At 70.5% G+C, this 17925-nt stretch carries 15 protein-coding genes and 1 pseudogene; 9 read left to right on the forward strand and 7 right to left on the reverse strand.

The features are described from left to right. Window positions 1-98: 98 nt before the first annotated feature. The 4 genes from CNO22_RS10010 to CNO22_RS10025 all read left to right on the forward strand — a co-directional run bounded on the left by CNO22_RS10010 (window position 99) and on the right by CNO22_RS10025 (window position 3827). Window positions 99-1376 (forward strand): M24 family metallopeptidase, encoded by a 1278-nt coding sequence (locus tag CNO22_RS10010; RefSeq protein ID WP_198588217.1) that lies wholly within the window; start codon window positions 99-101, stop codon window positions 1374-1376. A gap of 180 nt (window positions 1377-1556) precedes the next feature. Next, window positions 1557-2828, forward strand: a complete 1272-nt coding sequence (locus tag CNO22_RS10015) for an aromatic ring-hydroxylating oxygenase subunit alpha (RefSeq protein ID WP_100499233.1) — start codon at window positions 1557-1559, stop codon at window positions 2826-2828. Between the two features lie 43 nt (window positions 2829-2871). Then, window positions 2872-3246, forward strand: a complete 375-nt coding sequence (locus CNO22_RS10020; RefSeq protein ID WP_108724366.1) for an IS630 transposase-related protein — start codon at window positions 2872-2874, stop codon at window positions 3244-3246. Window positions 3247-3392: 146 nt separating this feature from the next. Continuing rightward, complete coding sequence (locus CNO22_RS10025; RefSeq protein ID WP_100499235.1) at window positions 3393-3827, forward strand: transposase; 435 nt, start codon at window positions 3393-3395, stop codon at window positions 3825-3827. A 31-nt stretch (window positions 3828-3858) separates the two neighbouring features. Here the strand turns inward: CNO22_RS10025 and CNO22_RS10030 are convergent, their stop codons facing one another. Next, entirely contained in the window at window positions 3859-4707 is an 849-nt protein-coding gene (locus CNO22_RS10030; RefSeq protein ID WP_100499236.1) for an IS5 family transposase, read from the reverse strand. A 150-nt stretch (window positions 4708-4857) separates the two neighbouring features. On the opposite strand from CNO22_RS10030, the gene CNO22_RS10035 reads away from it, so the two are divergent. Further along, complete coding sequence (locus tag CNO22_RS10035) at window positions 4858-5676, forward strand: IclR family transcriptional regulator (RefSeq protein WP_100499243.1); 819 nt, start codon at window positions 4858-4860, stop codon at window positions 5674-5676. A gap of 35 nt (window positions 5677-5711) precedes the next feature. Here the strand turns inward: CNO22_RS10035 and CNO22_RS10040 are convergent, their stop codons facing one another. The 5 genes from CNO22_RS10040 to pruA all read right to left on the reverse strand — a co-directional run bounded on the left by CNO22_RS10040 (window position 5712) and on the right by pruA (window position 11536). Continuing rightward, window positions 5712-6806 carry an alcohol dehydrogenase family protein gene (locus tag CNO22_RS10040; protein ID WP_198588218.1) on the reverse strand — a complete coding sequence of 365 codons (1095 nt, stop codon included), beginning with the start codon at window positions 6804-6806 and terminating at the stop codon, window positions 5712-5714. A 32-nt stretch (window positions 6807-6838) separates the two neighbouring features. Beyond that, on the reverse strand, window positions 6839-7999 hold the full coding sequence (locus CNO22_RS10045) for a proline racemase family protein (RefSeq protein ID WP_198588219.1): 1161 nt from the start codon (window positions 7997-7999) through the stop codon (window positions 6839-6841). Window positions 8000-8074: 75 nt separating this feature from the next. Beyond that, window positions 8075-8683, reverse strand: coding sequence for an MBL fold metallo-hydrolase (locus CNO22_RS10050; protein ID WP_100499237.1), 609 nt, complete (start codon window positions 8681-8683; stop codon window positions 8075-8077). A gap of 79 nt (window positions 8684-8762) precedes the next feature. Further along, window positions 8763-9848, reverse strand: coding sequence for an S-(hydroxymethyl)mycothiol dehydrogenase (locus tag CNO22_RS10055; RefSeq protein WP_100499238.1), 1086 nt, complete (start codon window positions 9846-9848; stop codon window positions 8763-8765). Window positions 9849-9886: 38 nt separating this feature from the next. Further along, window positions 9887-11536, reverse strand: a complete 1650-nt coding sequence (gene pruA / locus CNO22_RS10060) for an L-glutamate gamma-semialdehyde dehydrogenase (protein ID WP_100499239.1) — start codon at window positions 11534-11536, stop codon at window positions 9887-9889. A gap of 290 nt (window positions 11537-11826) precedes the next feature. On the opposite strand from pruA, the gene CNO22_RS10065 reads away from it, so the two are divergent. From CNO22_RS10065 to CNO22_RS10080, 4 genes and pseudogenes are all read left to right on the forward strand, one after another. Then, window positions 11827-12738 carry a proline dehydrogenase family protein gene (locus CNO22_RS10065; RefSeq protein WP_100499240.1) on the forward strand — a complete coding sequence of 304 codons (912 nt, stop codon included), beginning with the start codon at window positions 11827-11829 and terminating at the stop codon, window positions 12736-12738. A 3-nt stretch (window positions 12739-12741) separates the two neighbouring features. Next, entirely contained in the window at window positions 12742-13896 is a 1155-nt protein-coding gene (locus CNO22_RS10070) for an FAD-dependent oxidoreductase (protein WP_100499241.1), read from the forward strand. A gap of 320 nt (window positions 13897-14216) precedes the next feature. Next, window positions 14217-14573: pseudogene (locus tag CNO22_RS28240) on the forward strand (FCD domain-containing protein); the annotation flags it as partial. 134 nt (window positions 14574-14707) lie between these two features. Next, on the forward strand, window positions 14708-15376 hold the full coding sequence (locus tag CNO22_RS10080; RefSeq protein ID WP_198588221.1) for a GntR family transcriptional regulator: 669 nt from the start codon (window positions 14708-14710) through the stop codon (window positions 15374-15376). Window positions 15377-16288: 912 nt separating this feature from the next. On the opposite strand, the gene CNO22_RS10090 is transcribed toward CNO22_RS10080, so the two are convergent. Continuing rightward, window positions 16289-17569 (reverse strand): threonine/serine exporter family protein, encoded by a 1281-nt coding sequence (locus CNO22_RS10090; protein WP_232806933.1) that lies wholly within the window; start codon window positions 17567-17569, stop codon window positions 16289-16291. Window positions 17570-17925: the final 356 nt, after the last annotated feature.

Here is a 17925-nt window from a genome sequence, read left to right on the forward strand (position 1 = left end):
GGCACGTCCGCCCGACAGGTGACGCCCACGGTAAGCTGCGTCACTACTGCGCGCAAGGTCGGGGCGCGCTTCCGCGAGGCCGGTGCCGGAGGAGAGCCATGAGCAGCATGACGACCAGGTGGTCCCGCGAGTCGGGCCGACCCAAGCCGCAGCGACCGCCCGTGGTGGCCCCGGCCGAGGCGCGCACGTCCTGGCCCGCGATGGACGTGGAGCTCGCGCGGGGCGCCGTGGACCACGCTCTGGTGCGCACGAGGGCCTCGCTGCGCCGCCACGACCTCGCCGCCGCACTCCTGGTCGACCCGGTGAACGTCCGGTACGCCTCCGGGACCTCCACCATGCCGGTGTGGACGATGCACTCCATCGACCGCTACCTCCTGGTGCCGGCGGAGGGTGAACCCGTGCTGTGGGAGTACGGCTCGGCGCCCCCCGAGCTGGTGTCCCCGTACCCCCGGCTGGAGACCCGGACCGCGACGAGCTGGGCGGTCTTCGGATACGGGGAGCAGGCCGGCGACCGGGCCGCGCTGTTCGCCGCGGACGTGGTGGAGGTCCTCCGGGACCGGGGGCTGGAGCATGAGCGCATCGGGGTCGACCGGCTCGACGCCTACGGGTTCCTGGCCCTGCAGGCGGCCGGTGTGCATCTCGTGCCCGCGCAGCTGGCCCTCGAGCAGGCCCGAGCCGTCAAGGGGGCCGCGGAGATCGAGCTGGTCCGTCGGTCGGTGGCCGTTGCCGACGCCGCCGTGGCCGGTCTGCACAGCGCGCTGCGCCCGGGGATGACGGAGAACGAGGCCTGGGGAGAGCTCCTGGGTCGGGCGTTCGCGCTGGGCGCCGAGTTCTCCGAGTGTCGACTGCTGGCCTCCGGGCCGCGAACGAACCCCTGGTTCCGCGAGGCGAGCGACCGCCCCGTCGAGCGCGGCGACCTGCTGGCCTTCGACACCGACCTCATCGGTCCGGCCGGCTACCTGGCCGACCTCTCGCGCACCTACCTGGTGGGGTCCACCAAGCCGTCGGCGCGACAGCGGCGGCTCTACGCCGACGCCCAGGCATTCCTCGCCGAGATCATCAGCGAGCTCAAGCCGGGGGCTGCCCTCGACGAGGTGGGGGAGCGGTTGAGCCGTCGGCTGCCCGCCGCCTACCACGCCGAGCGGTACCCCTTCATCGCCCACGGCAGCGGCCTCAGTGATGAGTACCCGGTCATCGCGTTCGCCGACCACCATGCCGGCGAGCTCGAGGACGGCATGGTCCTCAGCGTGGAGGCGTACGTGGGCGTGGAGGGCGAGGACGAAGGGGTCAAGCTCGAGGAGCAGGTCCTGGTGACCTCCGCGGGTGTGGAGGTCCTCAGCGACGCACCGCACGACGAACACCTCACGTGCTCGTGACGACGGACGACGGCCGGCCCGTTCGCCTTGACCGTCACATGTGGCCGTGATAACACATCACTGAGTGGGCATCGTCCACCATCAAGTGAGCACCACGGGCGACCCGCGTCTCGATGACGGACCGGCACCGGTCGCCTCGCACCGGCCCCCGCACACCCCCCGGCTCCTGGGAGACTCACCATGACCATCCAGCTCGAGCGGTCGACCCGCCCCGACGACCTGACGGACCTGATCGCCCGGCACCCTGCCGGTCACAGCCTGGAGGCGCCCCTCTACACGAGTCGGGAAGCCTTCGGCCTGGACATGGCGGCGATCTTCACCAAGCACTGGCTGTTCGTGGCCGCGGAGGCCGAGGTGCCGGAGCCGGGTGACTTCGTCACCGTACAGGTGGGCCCCTCCTCGGTGATCGTCGTCCGGGACGACGACGAGCAGGTGCGCGCCTTCTACAACGTCTGCCGGCACCGCGGGTCCCGGCTGCTGGACGACGCGCGGGGCAGCGTCGGCAACCTCGTGTGCCCGTACCACCGCTGGACCTACAACGTCGACGGGCGTCTGCTGCACGCCGACAACCAGCCGGCCGGGTTCGACTGCAGCCGCTTCGGGCTCAAGCAGGTGCACGTGCGCAGCGTCGGCGGCTTCGTGTTCATCTGCCTGGCCGACGAGCCCCCGGCTGACTTCGCCGACGTGGCGACGCGCATCGAGCCCTACCTCGCTCCCTACGAGCTGGGCCGGACGAAGGTCGCTCACCAGGTCGACATCGTCGAGCAGGGCAACTGGAAGCTCGTCATGGAGAACAACCGGGAGTGCTACCACTGCGACGGCCACCCCGAGCTGACCAGCGCCTACTTCCCGCTGCACGGCTACACGGCCGACGACGTCCCGCCCCGGTTGCGGCGCACGTGGGACCGCTTCGAGAAGGCCATTGCCGACCTCCGGGCCTCGTGCGTCCGGCAGGGCTTCCCGGTGGACGGGATGCGCGAGCTCGACGAGCGACCCACCGGGTTCATGATCGCGCACGCCCCGCTCGACGGCGCCGGGAAGTCCTACACCGCGGGCGGCGAGTCGGTGTGCCGGAAGCGGTTGGGGTCCATCGCGGACGACAGCTTCGGTGACCTGCACCTGCATCTGCAGCCGAACTCGTGGTTCCACATGCTTTCGGACCACGCCGTGGTGTTCTCCGTGCTGCCCCTCTCGCCGGACACCACGCTGCTGCGGTCGACCTGGCTGGTCCACGCGGACGCGGTCGAGGGCGTCGACTACGACGTCTCGACCCTCACCCACGTGTGGAGTGCCACGAACGACCAGGACAGCGTGTTCGTCGCGCGCACCCAGCGCGGTGTGGAGGACCCGGGCTACCAGCCCGGCCCGTACTCGGAGGTCGAGGGCGATGTCGAGGCCTTCGTCTCCTGGTACGTCAACCGGGTGCGGGCCCACCTGGCCACCATCTACTGACAGCGGTGCTCGGATGGGTTGATGGCTGGGTACCGCCCGGGGCATGCGGGCGTACTCGGTAGATCTTCGAGAGAAGCTGTTGGCAGCGGTGGACGCAGGCATGAGCCGGGAGCAGGCCTCGTCGGTGTTCGGGGTGTCGGTGCCCAGCATCGAGCGGTATGTGCGGCTGCGCCGGCAGACAGGCAGTCTGGCGCCGCGGCGGGCGGTCAAGCCTGGGCCGCCCGCGGTCAAGGGTGAGGCGGTGCGCGCCTGGTTGCCCGGCCGGCTCGAGCAGTCTCCGGATGCGACGCTGGCCGAGCACGCCGCGGCGTTCACCGCCGCCACCGGGACCCAGGTGTCGCCGGCGACGGTCTTTCGGGCGATCGGCTCGCTGCCCGAGGGACGGTGGACGCTGAAAAAGGACGGTGAGCGCGGCTGAGCGTGATGAGGACGCGCGGGTGGGGTTCTGCGAGCAGATGGCCGGCGTGGACCCGACCCGGCTGGTGTTCTTGGACGCGACCGGCACGACCACCGCGATGATCCGCCGCCGGTCTCGGGCGCCGCGCGGCCGGCGCGCACGGCCGGGTGCCCCGTAACCGGGGCACGGTGACCACGCTGATCGCCGCGCTGAGCGCGGTCGGTATGACCGCGGCGATGACGATCGAGGGCGCGACCACCGCGGCGGTGTTCGACGTCTACGTCGAGCGGGTGCTGGTGCCCACGCTGGTCGCAGGACAGATCGTGGTGGCCGACAACGTCGCTGCGCACAAGAGCGCCCGGGGCCGCCGACTGATCGAGGCCGCCGGCTGCCAGGTGGTGTTCTTGCCCGCCTACTCGCCCGACCTCAACCCGATCGAGGAGGCGTTCGCCAAGATCAAGGCGCTGCTGCGGTCGCTCGCCGCCCGCACCCGTGAGGCTCTCGACACCGCGATCGCCGCCGCGATGGCCGCCGTGACCGCTACCGACGCAGCCGGCTGGTTCGCCCACGCCGGCTATCCCCTCAGCCATCAACCGGCCTGAAGACCGCTGTGACAACGTGTTGAGAAAGAGCTCAGGAAGCTCGTGCTGGCTGCCAGGGACGGCGGCCGGGAGCGGGTGCAAGGCGGCGGGCCATCAGGCCGATCATGGCCCACTTGATCATGGCTTCGGAGTGGGCGGGCAGGCGTTCGTAGTCCCGGCTCATCCGGCGGTGGCCCGTGATCCAGGCGTGCGTGCGCTCGACCACCCAGCGGCGCGGCAGCGGCAGGAAGCCGGACTGGCCGACCAGCTTGGCCACCACCTGGACCAGGATGCGCAGCGTCCGGGAGGCGAAGTCCTGGGTGCGGCGGCTGTAGGCGGCATCGGCCCAGGCCAGCACCAGGGAGGGCATGGCCATCTTGGCCCGGTCCAGCACCCGGATGCCGCCGTCGCGGTCTTGCACGCTGGCCGCGGTCACCAGCACGACGATCAGCAGCCCCAGGGTGTCGACCACCAGATGCCGCTTGCGGCCGTTGACCTTCTTGCCGGCGTCATAGCCGCGCGAGCCCTTGCCGACCGTCGACGCGCCGGGCACCGTCTGGGAGTCCACCGCGCCGGCCGAGGCCATCGGATCGCGCCCGGCGGCGTCCCGGACCGCATTCCGCAGCGCGTCGTGGATCCGGTCGGTGGTGCCGTCGGCAGCCCACCGCTGGAAGTAGTAGTAGACGGTCTCCCACGGCGGAAAGTCGTGCGGCAGCTGCCGCCAGGAACAGCCCGTCCGGTCCAGGTACAAGATCGCGTCGACGATCCGGCGGCGCGGATACTTGGCCGGTCGTCCACCGCGGGTGCCGCGTCCCTGGGTACTGAGCACCGGCACCAGCGGCTCGATCAGCGCCCACTGCTCATCGGTCAGATCCGAGGGATAGGCCGGGGAAGAGCCCATGAACCAGCCTGACTCACCGCTCGACCCCTGTCACCCCCGCTTTCTAAACACGTTCTGAGACCGGGCGGCGGGGACGAGGACTGCTCCGTGGACGACGCCGAGGGCCTGGTAGGCGGGCCGGGCTTCCCGGGCCCTCGGTATCGTGGCCGCATGACATCGGCGACTGCGGGGGCCAAGCTCAACCAGTCGGTGCGCAAGGCGATCACTCTGCTGCGCGTTACCGCCGAGGACGGCAACGCGAACGTCTCCTCGCTGGCCAGAGCCGCGGGGCTGCCGCGTGCGACGGCGCTCCGGATGATCCAGACGCTCGCGCAGGAGGGGTTCCTCCTGCGGATCCCCGGTGACGACCGGGTGCTGCTGGGGCCGGAGCTGCTGCGGCTGGCCCGGGGGACCGACGAGCAGCTGCTGCTCCGCGAGGTGGCCCGCCCGGTGATCGGCGACCTGGTCGCCGCCGTCCGGGAGACCGTGACGCTCAGCGTCGTCGCGCCCGACGGGGGCCTGGACCTCGTGTCCCAGGTCGACGCGCCGGCCCAGCTACGTCCCCAGTCCTGGGTGGGGCAGCGGTTTCCCCTGCACGCCAGCGCGAGCGGCAAGGTACTCCTCGCCGTGTACGACGAGGAGCGCCTGGAGCGCTTCCTCGTGGAGCCGCTCCGCCGGTTCACCCCCGCGACGATCACGACCGTCGAGGCGCTGCGCGCCGAGCTGGCGCGCGTCCGGGAGCAGCGGTACGCCGTCGTGCGGGACGAGGAGGAGGAGGGCCTCGCCGGCATCGCCACGGGCATCTCCGGCCCGGGGGACGACCTGCTCGGCGTGCTCACCGTGGCCGGCCCGACGCAGCGGCTGGACCGGCAGCGGGGACGCTCGGCGGTCGACCACCTGCTGCGGGCGGCCGGCCAGATCGGATCGGCGCTCCGGCGAGGCCGCCCGCCCTCGGCGGCCCTCGAGGTCGTCGCCCGGGCGGGCGGCTGAGGCGCAGCAGGACTCCGTCCCCGCCGCTCCCTCGATCACGTGCTCGGAGGGGATGGGACGAGCACCAGCTTCCCGGTGTGCTTCTTCCGGAGGAAGTCCTCCTGAGCGCGGGCGATCTCGGCCAACGGGTACGTGCGGGTGACCACCGGCTGCACCTCGCCGCGCTCGACGTACGCGACTACGTTCTTGAAGACCTCGTCCTCCTGGAACGTGCAGCCGAACACCGACAGGTCCCTCAAGTACAGCGTCCGCAGGTCGATCTCGGCCATCGGCCCGGCGATGGCGCCGGAGATTGCGTACCGGCCACCGGGGCGCAGGACGTCGAGCAGCCGGGACGTCTGCGGGCCGCCGACCAGATCGACGACCACGTCGACCGCTGTCCTCCCGAGGGCGCTGGCCAGGTCCGCGTCGCGATCGACGGTGGCATCGGCGCCCTGTGCGGACACGTCGGCGGCCTTCGCGGCCGAGCACACCGCGAGGACCGTTGCGCCCCGGCGTTTCGCCAGCTGCACGGCAGCCAGTCCGACTCCTCCAGAGGCGCCGGTCACGAGCACCCGCTCCGCTCCGACCCCGGCTCGGTGCAGCATGTTCTCCGCGGTCGAGTAGGCGCACGGCACGGCGGCAAGTTCGGCGTCGCTCCGGTCGGTGTCCACGGCGTACGTCTCCCGGGAGGGGGCGACCGTGAACTGCGCGAACCCACCGTCGCACTCGCTGCCGAAGGTCCAACACTCGAACGGTCGGTAGTCGACCGGCGTGCGCAACATGTTGCGGACCAGGACGCGTTCGCCGATGCGGCCGCGCGGGACTCCCTCACCAACGTCCACGATCCGGCCACAGACGTCTGCCCCCTGGATGCGGGGGAAGTTGAGGGCGGCACCCGACCACGTGGCGTCCACGTCGTTGGCGGCGTCGAGACCTGCTGCGCCACCCTCACTGGTCCCGGAGGTGATCGACTTCGAGTACCAACCGATGCGTGTGTTGATGTCGGTGTTGTTGATCCCGGCTGCGGCGACCTGGATGAGGACCTCACCCCTCTTGGGGCGAGGTACCGGTACGTCCGTCCGGTAGTCGAGCCGGTCCAACCCACCATGGCCGGTCAGGAGGACAGCGGCCATCGTCCTCGGCAGCACGATCGCTTCCTCCGTTCGAGTCGACGGACCTCTCAGGCCCAGAGGTCGCCGACCGTGAAGCCGTCCACGAAGGGGTCCGTCGGGTCGAGCACGTAGGTGCCCAACCCGGAGATCCACGCCTGGCCGCCGATGGTCGGGACGACGCCCGGGCGTCCGCAGACCTCGACCTTCTCCACCAGGTGACCGGTGTAGACGGTGCCCAGCAAGCCCTCGTGGCGGAACGGCTGGTCGAGCTCCAATTCACCCTTGGCGTGCAGGACGGCCATCTTCGCGCAAGTGCCGGTGCCACAGGGGCAGCGGTCCAGTGCGCCGGTCCAGGTGGAGGGGTCGTCGAAGCTGATGGCGCCGCTGGCCATGGTGACGGCGTTGCGCCAGTCCGCGTCCGGGTTGTCGGTGGGGCCCGACAGCTGGGCGATGGTGATCCCGATTCCCGGGTAGTCCGGGTGGGCCACCTCGAGCTGGTCTTGCGCGGCCCGCAGGACCAGCGCGGATACCCGGGTGAGCTCTGCACCTCGTTCGGGTCGCAGGTCGAGGCCGTCGAACTGGCGCACGTCGGCGATGACGTAGAACATGCCACCCCAGGCGACGTCGACCGTAATCTTGCCGAGCGTCGGCACGTCGATCACGGCGTCTAGGTGGGCGGCGAAGGCGGGGACGTTCCGGAAGGTGACCTGGATGACCTTCCCGTCCCGGCACTCCGCCCGGATGCCGATCAGGCCGGCCGGCGCCTCGAGTTGGAACTCCGTGATCGGCTCCTGCATGGGGATCATGCCCGTCTCCAGGAGGACCGTCGCCACGGCGATGGTGTTCCCGCCGCTCATGACGGGGTATTCCACCTGCTCCATGATGATGTAGCCGGCCGCCGCCTCTGGGTGCTTCGCCGGCACGACGAGGTTGCAACACGCGGCTGGGTATCCGCGCGGTTCCCGCAGCATCAGCCGGCGCAGTTGGTCGTCGTGTGACTCCAACCAGCGCATCTGCTGGTAGACGGTTTCACCGGGAATCGTCGGTACGCCACCGGTGACGACCCTCATGGGCGTGCCGGAGTGCACGTCGACGGCTTGGAACATCCTCTTGAACGCCATGACGTCCCCTTCATCGAGGTGGCGAGTGAGCGTGAGTTCTTCCGAAGTGCGAACGATGTCCGCACCGATGACTCGGTGCGCTGCGGCGCACGGAGCGGTGGTGATCAAGTCCTGCAACGGCGGGATCATCAACAGCGAGCTGGCATCACGAGGAGCGACAGGTCACTGGTATGGGCGACGCGGTCAGGACACGTTGAGCACCTCCGCCGCGATGGTGGTGTCGTCGCCGTGGCCGGTCCGGACGACCGTGTCGCCGGGGAGGGGGAGCAGGTACGACCGAATTGACCGGACGATCGTCGGGTGGTCGCTGAACGAACGGCCAGTCGCGCCGGGTCCGCCGCAGAACAGGGTGTCGCCGGTGAAGACGGTGGCCAGGTCAGGCGCATACAGGCAGGTGCTGCCCGGCGAGTGGCCGGGGGTGTGCATCGAGGCCAACGTCGTGCCGGCCACGTTGAACTGGGTGCCGTAGCCAACGGGATGGTCGGGCAGCGTGCTCGGGTGAACGACTTTCCAGAACATGAGATCGCAGGGGTTGAACCAGATCGGCGCGCCGGTGGCCTCGCGGAGGTCGACGGCGGCGGTGATGTGGTCGTTGTGCCCGTGGGTGAGCACGATGGCGGTGACCCGCCGGCCGCCGATGGCCTCGACGATGGGCTCCGCGCGGTGCGGCGCGTCGATGACGAGCACCTCGTCGTCGTCCCCGACCAGCCAGACGTTGTTGTCGACGTCGAAGTCCTGCCCGTCCAGGCTGAAGACGCCAGAGACGACGGCCTTGTCGATGCGGGCTCTCATTCCTCGACTCCGGGCTCGTTCCGCTCCTCGTTCGTCCCTCGCGGCGATGCTCGCTCGCCCGTCGTCTTCGCCCCGCTCATCAGAAGACGACCACCGAGCGCAGCACGTCGCCGTGGTGCATCTTCTCGAACGCGGTCTCCACGTCGTCGATGCCGATGGTCTCGCTGACGAACTTGTCCAGCGGGAAGCGGCCCTGGCGGTAGAGGTCGACCAGCATCGGGAAGTCCCGGGAGGGCAGGCAGTCGCCGTACCAGGAGGACTTGATCGCCCCACCGCGGCCGAAGACCTCGAGCAGCGGCAGGGTGATCTGCATGTCCGGGGTGGGGACGCCGACCAGCACGACCCGGCCGGCGAGGTCGCGGGCGTGGAAGGCCTGCTCGAACACCGCCGGGTGGCCGACCGCGTCGATGGCGACGTCCACGCCGAAGCCGTTCGTGTGGCCCTTGATCGCCTCGACCGGGTCGGTGGCCCTGCTGTTGACCGTGTGGATGGCGCCGAACTGGCGGGCCCACTCCAGCTTCCGGTCGTCGATGTCGACGGCGACGATCGTGGTCGCCCCGGCCAGCTTCGCCCCCGCGATGGCCGCGTTGCCCACACCGCCGCAGCCGAACACGGCCACCGACTCACCGCGGCGCACGCCACCGGTGTTGATCGCCGCGCCCACACCCGCCATCACGCCGCATCCGAGCAGGCCGGCGGCGGTGGCGGGGGCGGCCGGGTCGACCTTGGTGCACTGCCCCGAGTGCACCAGCGTCTTCTCCACGAACGCGCCGATGCCCAGCGCCGGGGACAGCTCGGTGCCGTCGGCCAGGGTCATCTTCTGCGCGGCGTTGTGCGTGTCGAAGCAGTACTGCGGCTCGCCCTTGAGGCAGGCCCGGCACTGGCCGCACACGGCCCGCCAGTTGAGGATCACGTAGTCGCCGACGGCGACGTTGGTGACGCCCTCACCGACCGCGGCCACCGTGCCGGCGGCCTCGTGGCCGAGCAGGAACGGGAACTCGTCGTTGATGCCGCCCTCCCGGTAGTGCAGGTCGGTGTGGCACACCCCGCAGGCCTGCACGTCGACGACCGCCTCACCGGGACCGGGGTCGGGCACGGTGATCGTCTCGACGGTGACCGGGGCTCCCTTGCCGCGGGCGACGACGCCCTTCACCTCGTGTGGCACGTGGCTTCCTCTCGTGGTCTTGATGGGTCCTTCGCGGATCAGCCGCGCCGACCCATGTAGGGGTAGGTCCAGTCGTGCGCCGGGCTGAAGTTCTCCTTGATGAGGCGACCGGTGATCCAGCGCTGCAGGGCCAAGGGCGACCCGGTCTTGTCATTGGTGCCCGAGCCCCGGCTGCCGCCGAAGGACTGCTGACCGATGGAGGCGCCTGTGGGCTTGTCGTTGACGTACGTCATGCCGCCTGCATCGCGGAGGACGTCCAGGGCCTGCGCGACGGCGTGGCGATCGCCGGCGAAGATCGAGCAGCAGAGCGCGTAGTCGCTGGTCTCGTCGACCAGCTGGAGCGTCTGCTCCCACTCATCGTCGTTGTAGACGTAGACGGACAGCAGCGGGCCGAAGTACTCCTCCGACATCGTGATCGCGCGCGGGTCGGTGGTGCGGAAGATCGTCGGGTCGACGAACCAGCCCTGGTCGGTGCGCGTGGTGCCACCGGCGAGCAGTTCGTGGCTGTCGAGGGCCTTCCCGCGCTCGATCGCCTGCTCGAGCCGCTGGGCGGCGCCTCCGTCGATGACCGCGCCGATGAAGGTGTCGTGCCGGCTGACGTCCCCGACTCGCAGACCGGCCGTGGTATCGACCAGCGGCTGCTCGATCGACTGCCACAGGCTGCGCGGGACGTAGGTCCGCGACGCCGCAGAGCACTTCTGGCCTTGGTACTCGAAGGCGCCGCGGACGAGGGCGGTCACCAGCGCCTCGGGGTCGGCCGAGGGGTGTGCCACGACGGCGTTCTTGCCGCCGGTCTCGCCGACCAGGCGCGGGTAGCTCCGGTAGTGGTCGATGTTCGCCGCGGTGCTCTTCCACAGCTGGCGGAAGACGGCTGTGGAGCCGGTGAAGGTGATGCCGGCCAGGTGCTCGCTGCGCTGTGCGATGGCGGTGACCTCGGCCCCGAATCCGTGGACGAGGTTGATGACGCCCGGCGGCAGGCCGGCCTCCTCGAACACGCGCATGACGACGTCACTGCTGAGGGCGGACTTCTCCGACGGCTTCCACACCACCACGTTGCCCATGAGGGCCGGGGTCGCGGGGAGGTTGCCCGCGATCGCGGTGAAGTTGAACGGCGTGATGGCCAGCACGAACCCCTCGAGAGGCCGGTGGTCCATCACGTTCCACACGCCGGGCACCGAGAACGGCTGACCGTCGTAGATCTGCGCCGCGAAGGAGGCGTTGTAACGGAAGAAGTCCGCCAGCTCGTTGATGTCGATCTCGGCCTGGTGGAAGGTCTTCGACTGGCCGAGCATCGTGGTGGCCAACAGTTCGTCGCGGTACTTCCCGGTCACCAGGTCTGCAGCCCGGAGGAAGATCGCCGTCCGGTCCCACCACGGCGTCCGGGACCAGGCAGGGCGGGCCCGCAGGGCGGCCTGGATGGCTGCGGTGACCTCGCGCTCGCCGGCGGGGGAGAAGTGCCCGAGCACGTGGGCGTGATCGTGCGGGGCGACCACGGCCGTCGGCGTGTCGAGGCGCAGTCGCTCGCCGCCGATGACCGACGGCAGCTCCCGGACCTGCCCGCGGACCCGGTCGACCTCCTTGAGCAGGAGGGTCGCCTCCGTGGAACCGGGCGCGAAGTCCCGGGGCGGCTCGTTGTACGGGGCTGGGACGCGCAGGTTGCCGGTCACGCTGGTGTGCGGAGTCGTCATCGGTGGGCCCTTCGAGGGGTGTGACTGGCCCGCCTCCCACGGAGGGCGGGGACGATCGGCTGAAGTGTCGCCGAACACTCATTCTGAAGCTACACAGAAATTTCTATGCCGACCACCCAGCCTCCCGGCCTTGGCAGCCATGGTCCCCGACTGACTCCGCAGGGCTTGTCAGATCTGTGATCACATCCTAGTGTCGTCGGTGCATTCCATCCTCGGCGACCAGTCACCTCCCTCGCGTCCCGCTCGGCGGTCGGCCGGGTCGCCCTCGTCCTCTGTCCCGGGAGATCTCGATGCTGAGTCGCCTCCTCCTCGTCGCATCCGAGAGCGAGAAGCTCGGGACGACGGTCAGCCGTTCGCCGCTCACCCGCGGCCTGGTCTCCCGCTATGTCGCGGGCACGACCCTCGACGACGCCATGGCGGTCACCGACCGGCTCCGGCAGCAGGGGCTCGAGGTGAGCCTCGATCTGCTCGGCGAGTCCGTCACCGATCTGGCCGACGCGGAGCGGGCGGCGCAGGAGTACATCGAAGCGCTTCCCGCCCTGGCAGAACGGGCGCCCGGCTCCACCATCTCGGTTAAGCTCTCCCAGCTCGGCGTCGCCGTCGATCAGCAGGTCTGCGCCCAGCACCTGGGCAAGCTCCTCGCCGCGGCCGACGAGCACGGCGTGCTGGTCGAGGTGGACATGGAGGCCAGCTCGATCGGCAAGGCGATCCTGGAGACCTACCGGACGGTCCTGCCCCGGCACCAGCAGACCCGGGTGGCCATGCAGGCCGCCATGCGCCAGACGCTGCCCGACCTGCAGTCGTTCACCGAGGTCAAGCCGCGCGTCCGGCTGGTCAAGGGCGCCTTCTTGGAGTCCCTGGAGAACGCGGCCCAGGACAAGGCCGAGGTCACCGCGCGGTACCGGTGGTTCACCACCTGGGCGCTGGAGAACCTTCCCGACCCGGCGTTTGGCACCCACGACGACGCCTGCATAGACCACGTCAAGTCCGAGGCGGCCCGGCTCGGCATCGATCGGCGGGACTTTGAGTTCCAGATGCTCTACGGAGTGCGCCGGCAGCTGCAGCAGCAGCTGGCCCGGGAGGGCTACCGCGTCCGTCTCTATCTGCCCTACGGCTCACAGTGGTACCCGTACCTGATGCGCCGGATGGCCGAGCGGCCGGCCAACTTGCTGCTGTTCCTGCGTTCTCTCATCGGGGGCTGACCGATGACGGACGCAGAGGTCGTCGTCGTCGGTGCCGGCCTGACCGGCGCCTCGACCGCGTGGGCACTGGCCCGGGACGGCGTGTCCGTCGTCCTCTTCGAGGCCCACAGGTTTGGCCACACCCTCGGCAGCTCCCACGGGAGCTCGCGGATCTTCCGGCGGATCTACCGGGATCCGCTGTACCTGCGGATGACCGCTCAGGCACAGCGGATGTGGACGGACCTGCAGGACGAGAGCGGCACCTCGCTCCTGCAGTGGACCGGCGGCATCGACCACGGCCGCATGCGGGACCCCGAGGGCATTGCCGCGTTCCTCGCCGAGCAGCCGGAGAAGGTGCCGCACGAGCTGGTGAGTGCTCGGGAGGCTGAGGACCGGTGGCCGGGGATGTGTTTCACCGGCCCGGTGCTGTTCCACCCTGACGCCGGCACCATCGACGCCGATGCCACGGTCACCACCTTCTTGACCGAAGCCGGCAGGCACGGCACGCGGCTGCTCCCAGAGACCCCCGTGGAGCGCATCGACGTCCACGGCGACACGGCTGTGACCGTGCACGCCGGCGAGGAGTCGGTGCGGGCGCACAGCGTCGTGCTGGCCAACGGACCGTGGATGCCGGACTTCCTCCCCGCGTCCGGCCTGGGCATCGACCTCCCACCGATGCAGGTCACCCAGCAGCACGTCTTCCACTTCCCGCGACGAGAGCCGGGCACCACCTGGCCCGTGGTCGTGCACAAGGAGGACATGCAGGTCTTCGCGCTGCCGTCGGGTAGCGACGGTGGACCCCGTCCCGCGGTCAAGGTCGCCCAGCACGACGCCGGGCCGGTCACCACCCCCGGTGCGTCGGCGGGTGGGCTTGACCCGTCCTGGCGGGACCGGATCCTGGACTACGTGAGGGCGTGGATGCCAGGTCTGGAGGACGTCCCGGTCGCCGACGCGACCTGCCTCTACACGACCACTGCGGACGAGGACTTCGTCCTGGACCGACGCGGTCCGGTGGTCGTCGCGTCACCGTGCTCCGGGCACGGCGCGAAGTTCGCCCCGCTGCTCGGCCAACTCGTTGGTGACCTGGCCCGCGGCCGCCGCAGGCCCGAACCGCAGTTCGCGCTCGACCGTCCCGGCCGGACCACGGGACCTCGGGCGAGCGCCCCCGTCCCTGGTTGATGGCCGGGCCCGTCCTCGTCGTCCGCCCCCCGTCCCTGCTGGCGGACCAGGTCTTCGCCACCCTTGGCGACGCGATCTCGAACGGGGACCTGCCCGTCGGGACGCGGTTGCACGTCGGTGACCTCGCCCAGCGGGCGGGCACCAGGCGTCACGCCCGTCCGTGAGGGGATCAGTCGGTTGGGGGAAGCACGACTCGCCGTCCGGGTCCCGCATCGGGGGGCAGTCGTCAAGGGGCTCACCCGCGACGAGCTGCTGCACGTCTAGACGTCCGGTTCCACCTCGAGGTCCCGGCAGCCGCGTAGGGCAGCCGGCGTGTCGACCCGGCGACCGTCTCGCTGATGGAGGGCGCGCACCACCGCATGTGCGAAGCGGCCACCGACGGCCGGCTCGGCGCCGCCCTCGACGAGGACGAGCAGATGCTTCGCCTGCTGTACGCCAGCACCGGCAACCTGGTCCTCCTTGAGGTGATCGAGGCACTCTGGCGACGGTGCCGGCCGTACAAGCTGGTGGGTGCCACGGAGGCACGACGGAACGACGACCGGTCGCTCTGGTGGCACCAGTCCGGCCTCGTGGCCGCCGCTGCAGCGTGGGACGGCGAGGCCGCCGCCGGCATCACGCGGAGGTCACTCCTCGATGCCCGTGCGCGGGTCGAGACCACTCTCGCTCCCGGCCCGTGACCCCCGGATGTGGCCGGGAAGCGTTCCAGGCCAGCAACTGACATTGCACTGATACTGTTGGTCTCCGTCCTCGTCCCGCTCGCGCGGATCGGAGTTCGTCCGGCCTCGTGCACTGCCTCATCAAGGATGACCACGTGGCTCACGGCCTCACCTCCGTCGACGGATCCTCGTCGACTGCTGTTCCCATCCGCCTGGTCGACCGGGCGTACGAGTCCCTCCGGGACGCGCTGATCTCGCTCCGCATCGAGCCGGGGGAGCCGATGGACGAGAAGCAGCTGAGCGCGGCGATGGGCGTGGGGCTCACGCCGGTCCGGGACGCGTTGAAGCGGCTGACGCTCGAGGGCCTGGTCGTCATCTACCCCCGGCGCGGGACCTTCGCAGCGGAGATCAGGGTCTCCGACGAGCTGTGGCTGACCGAGGTGCGGATCCCTCTGGAGGGGCAGGCGGCCGCCCTGGCTGCCCAGCGAGCCGTCCCCGAGGACTGCGCGCGGTTGCTCGAGCTGGTCGCCCGGCTCGAGGACGACGGGACGGACCTCGTCGACCTCGACGCGGCCACCCACCGCGCTGTGTACGCCGCCTCGCACAACGCCTACCTCGAGGCCACCTGCAGCCAGTACGCGAACCTCGCCATGCGGCTCTGGAACTACGCGTTCCGGCGGGATCCGGACGCGTCCGACGTCCCCTGCACCCTGGGCAGCGTGGTGCAGGCCATCGTGGCCCGTGATCCCGAACGGGCCCGCCTTGAGGCGGAGCTCCACTTGCGGCACTTCTCGGACGAGGTCCGCAGCCTCCTGTCCCGCTGACTGCACCAACGCCGTACATCGACCGGCACGCCCGGCCCTACCAGTCTGACCTCGGATCCGGCAGGACCAGACACGGACCCGGTCTCGTCGTCCCGTCACCTCTGGCCGGTCGGGTCGGGCCGCCTGCTCAGATCCCAGGTAGGAGGACGACACGGAGGCGATCGAGACGACGACCGGAGTGGGTCGACCTCGTCGGACCCCCTCGAGGAGATCGTGGATGCGCGGTCGTTCGATACCGCGCGCACTGGCGGCCGCCTTCATCACCGTCGCGGGCTTCCAGGGGCTGGCGGCATGCACCTCGGGGGGCGGGGGCGAAGGTGGGGATTGGATACGACCAGCAGGGTCTGCTCATCGGCGCTGTGACGGTTTGCCGAGACGAAGTGGCGCAGGTCGACCTCGCTGCCGTCCCAGCAGAACAGGACACCACGCTCGGCACATGGCATCGGGTGTCGCCACTCCGGGCTGGTACGGAGACCTGGCCACTGCAAGCCACTCCCACTTCGACATGGCGGACTCGGAGTAGCACCGACTTCGCGTTGGACGCGGACACTGAGTACAGGCTCGCCGGCATCGACCAGGATGGCAGTCGTCGGACTGACGTCCTGGTCTTCCGAGGTCGCGACTTGGTCCGGCTCGAGCCCGGCGAGCTATACGTCGCACGGACCAGCCTCACCGATCCGCATGGCAACGTCGCCTCGACGCTGCGTGCCATATCTCTGGATGAGATCTCCGAAGAGGTCTGCAGCACCTGACGACAGACGAAAGATCCTGCGGCGCCGGCGGACGTCTCGTCGGCTTGGCGGCTTCCGGGTCCAGCGACGTGCCACGCCGCTTGCAAAGTGCGGCGTGGCTCATCCACGGGGCTGCCAACCGACCCTGATGTGTTCGTGGCAGCCGGCCCGGTCAGGCCGTTCAGTCGCTGGTCAGGGCGCGGCGGCGGACGCGTTCGTCGTAGCGGTCCCGTGTCGCGCTGACCGGTCTGCCGAGGTACTCACCTAGCGTGACGCCGGCGGCGAGGGCGAGCCCGATGGCGGCGGCCCCGACCAGGGCGGCGAGCCCTTCCTCGGCGTCGGCGTCGACCACGACGGTGAACAGCCCGTGGTAGATCGCCAGGCCGGGCAGCAGCGGGACGATGCCGCAGACGGCGACGAGCTGGGGTGGGACCCGCAGCCACTGGGTCAGCACCTCACCGCCGAACCCGAGCAAGACGGCCGCGAGTCCGCTGGCCAGCGCGGGGCCGGCGCCGAGTGCGCCGGCCGCCCAGAACGTGGTCCAGGACAGCGCGCCGGCTGCCGCGGCCAGGCCGACGGCGCGCGGCCGGGCGTGGCAGGCCAGGGCCCAGAACCCGGCGATCCCGGCCGATGCGGCCAGCGCGACGGTGAACGGCACGGGGGCGGGGGAGGTGTCGACGACGGTCAGGGGCAGCTGTGCGCGCTGGGCGAGGTCGAGCACGCCGGCGATGCCCACGACGATGCCGACGGTCAGCGTGACAACCTCGAAGGCCCGTCCCGCGGCGGTCACCGGAAACCCGCTGATCGCGTCCTGCGCGGCGCTCACCAGGGACAGGCCGGCCAGCAGCACGACGATGCCAGCGGCGACGACGACGGAGGTCCGCACGTCGACGTCCCCGGCGAGCAGCAGGACGGCGACCCCGGTAGCGAGCGCGGCCCCGGCAGCCTGCTGGAAGAACGGCGGCAGGCTACGCCGGGCGAGCCCGCGGATCACCTGCTCGATCAGCGCGGTGGTCAGGGCGGCCAGCAGCGCCTCCAGCCAGCCTCCGCCGATGACGAGCCCGAAGCAGCCGGCGACGCCGGCCCAGGCCAGCGCGTTCACGGTCCGTCGGTAAGTGGCCGGGGCGCTCACCACCCGGTCCAGCCGGTGGTGCGCCTCCTCGACGTCGAGACCGCCCGCACCCACGGCCCGCGCCAGGTCGGTGACCCCCTGCAGCCGGGTGTAGTCGGTGCGGCTGGTGCGCACGATCCGCACCGCGGTCAGCGGCACAGCGTCCTCGCGGTCGTAGCTGACCGTGAGGGAGGTGAAGGTGATGTCGACCTGGCAGCTGGTCAGCCCGTAGGCGGCGGCGACCCGCAGCACCGTCGCGGTCACGTCGGCGGCCGCGGCTCCGATGGCGAGCATCGACTCCCCGATCCGCAGGGCCAGACCGAGCGCGGCATGCGCAGAGATGTCATCCATCCCGCTGGGCTGGGCACGAAGACCGATGGGGGCGGTCGGCGGGCTGGTGCCCGCAATGGCTCGCCAGGCCCGTTCCGGGATGCGTGCGCGTGAAATCGAACGACTCTGGGGCCGGGCGGACACGCCCTTAGACTATTGCGGCCATAGTCGCTGACCAGTACGCCGCCCGGAGAGTTGGGACTCAGGCGGACATGCGCAAGTTCGCGGGCGAAGGTTGAGAGTCAACGGATATCTGGCCGGAGTTCCGAAGATCACAGGCACATGCAGGCTTGATCGATAGCGTTGTCGCTGGTCAGCGGGTCGGGTGTCGTCGCAGCGCCTAAATCCTGTAGGCACACGGCTGGTGCTTTTCAGCT

This window comes from Geodermatophilus chilensis, assembly GCF_002802985.1.
Lineage (GTDB): Bacteria > Actinomycetota > Actinomycetes > Mycobacteriales > Geodermatophilaceae > Geodermatophilus > Geodermatophilus chilensis.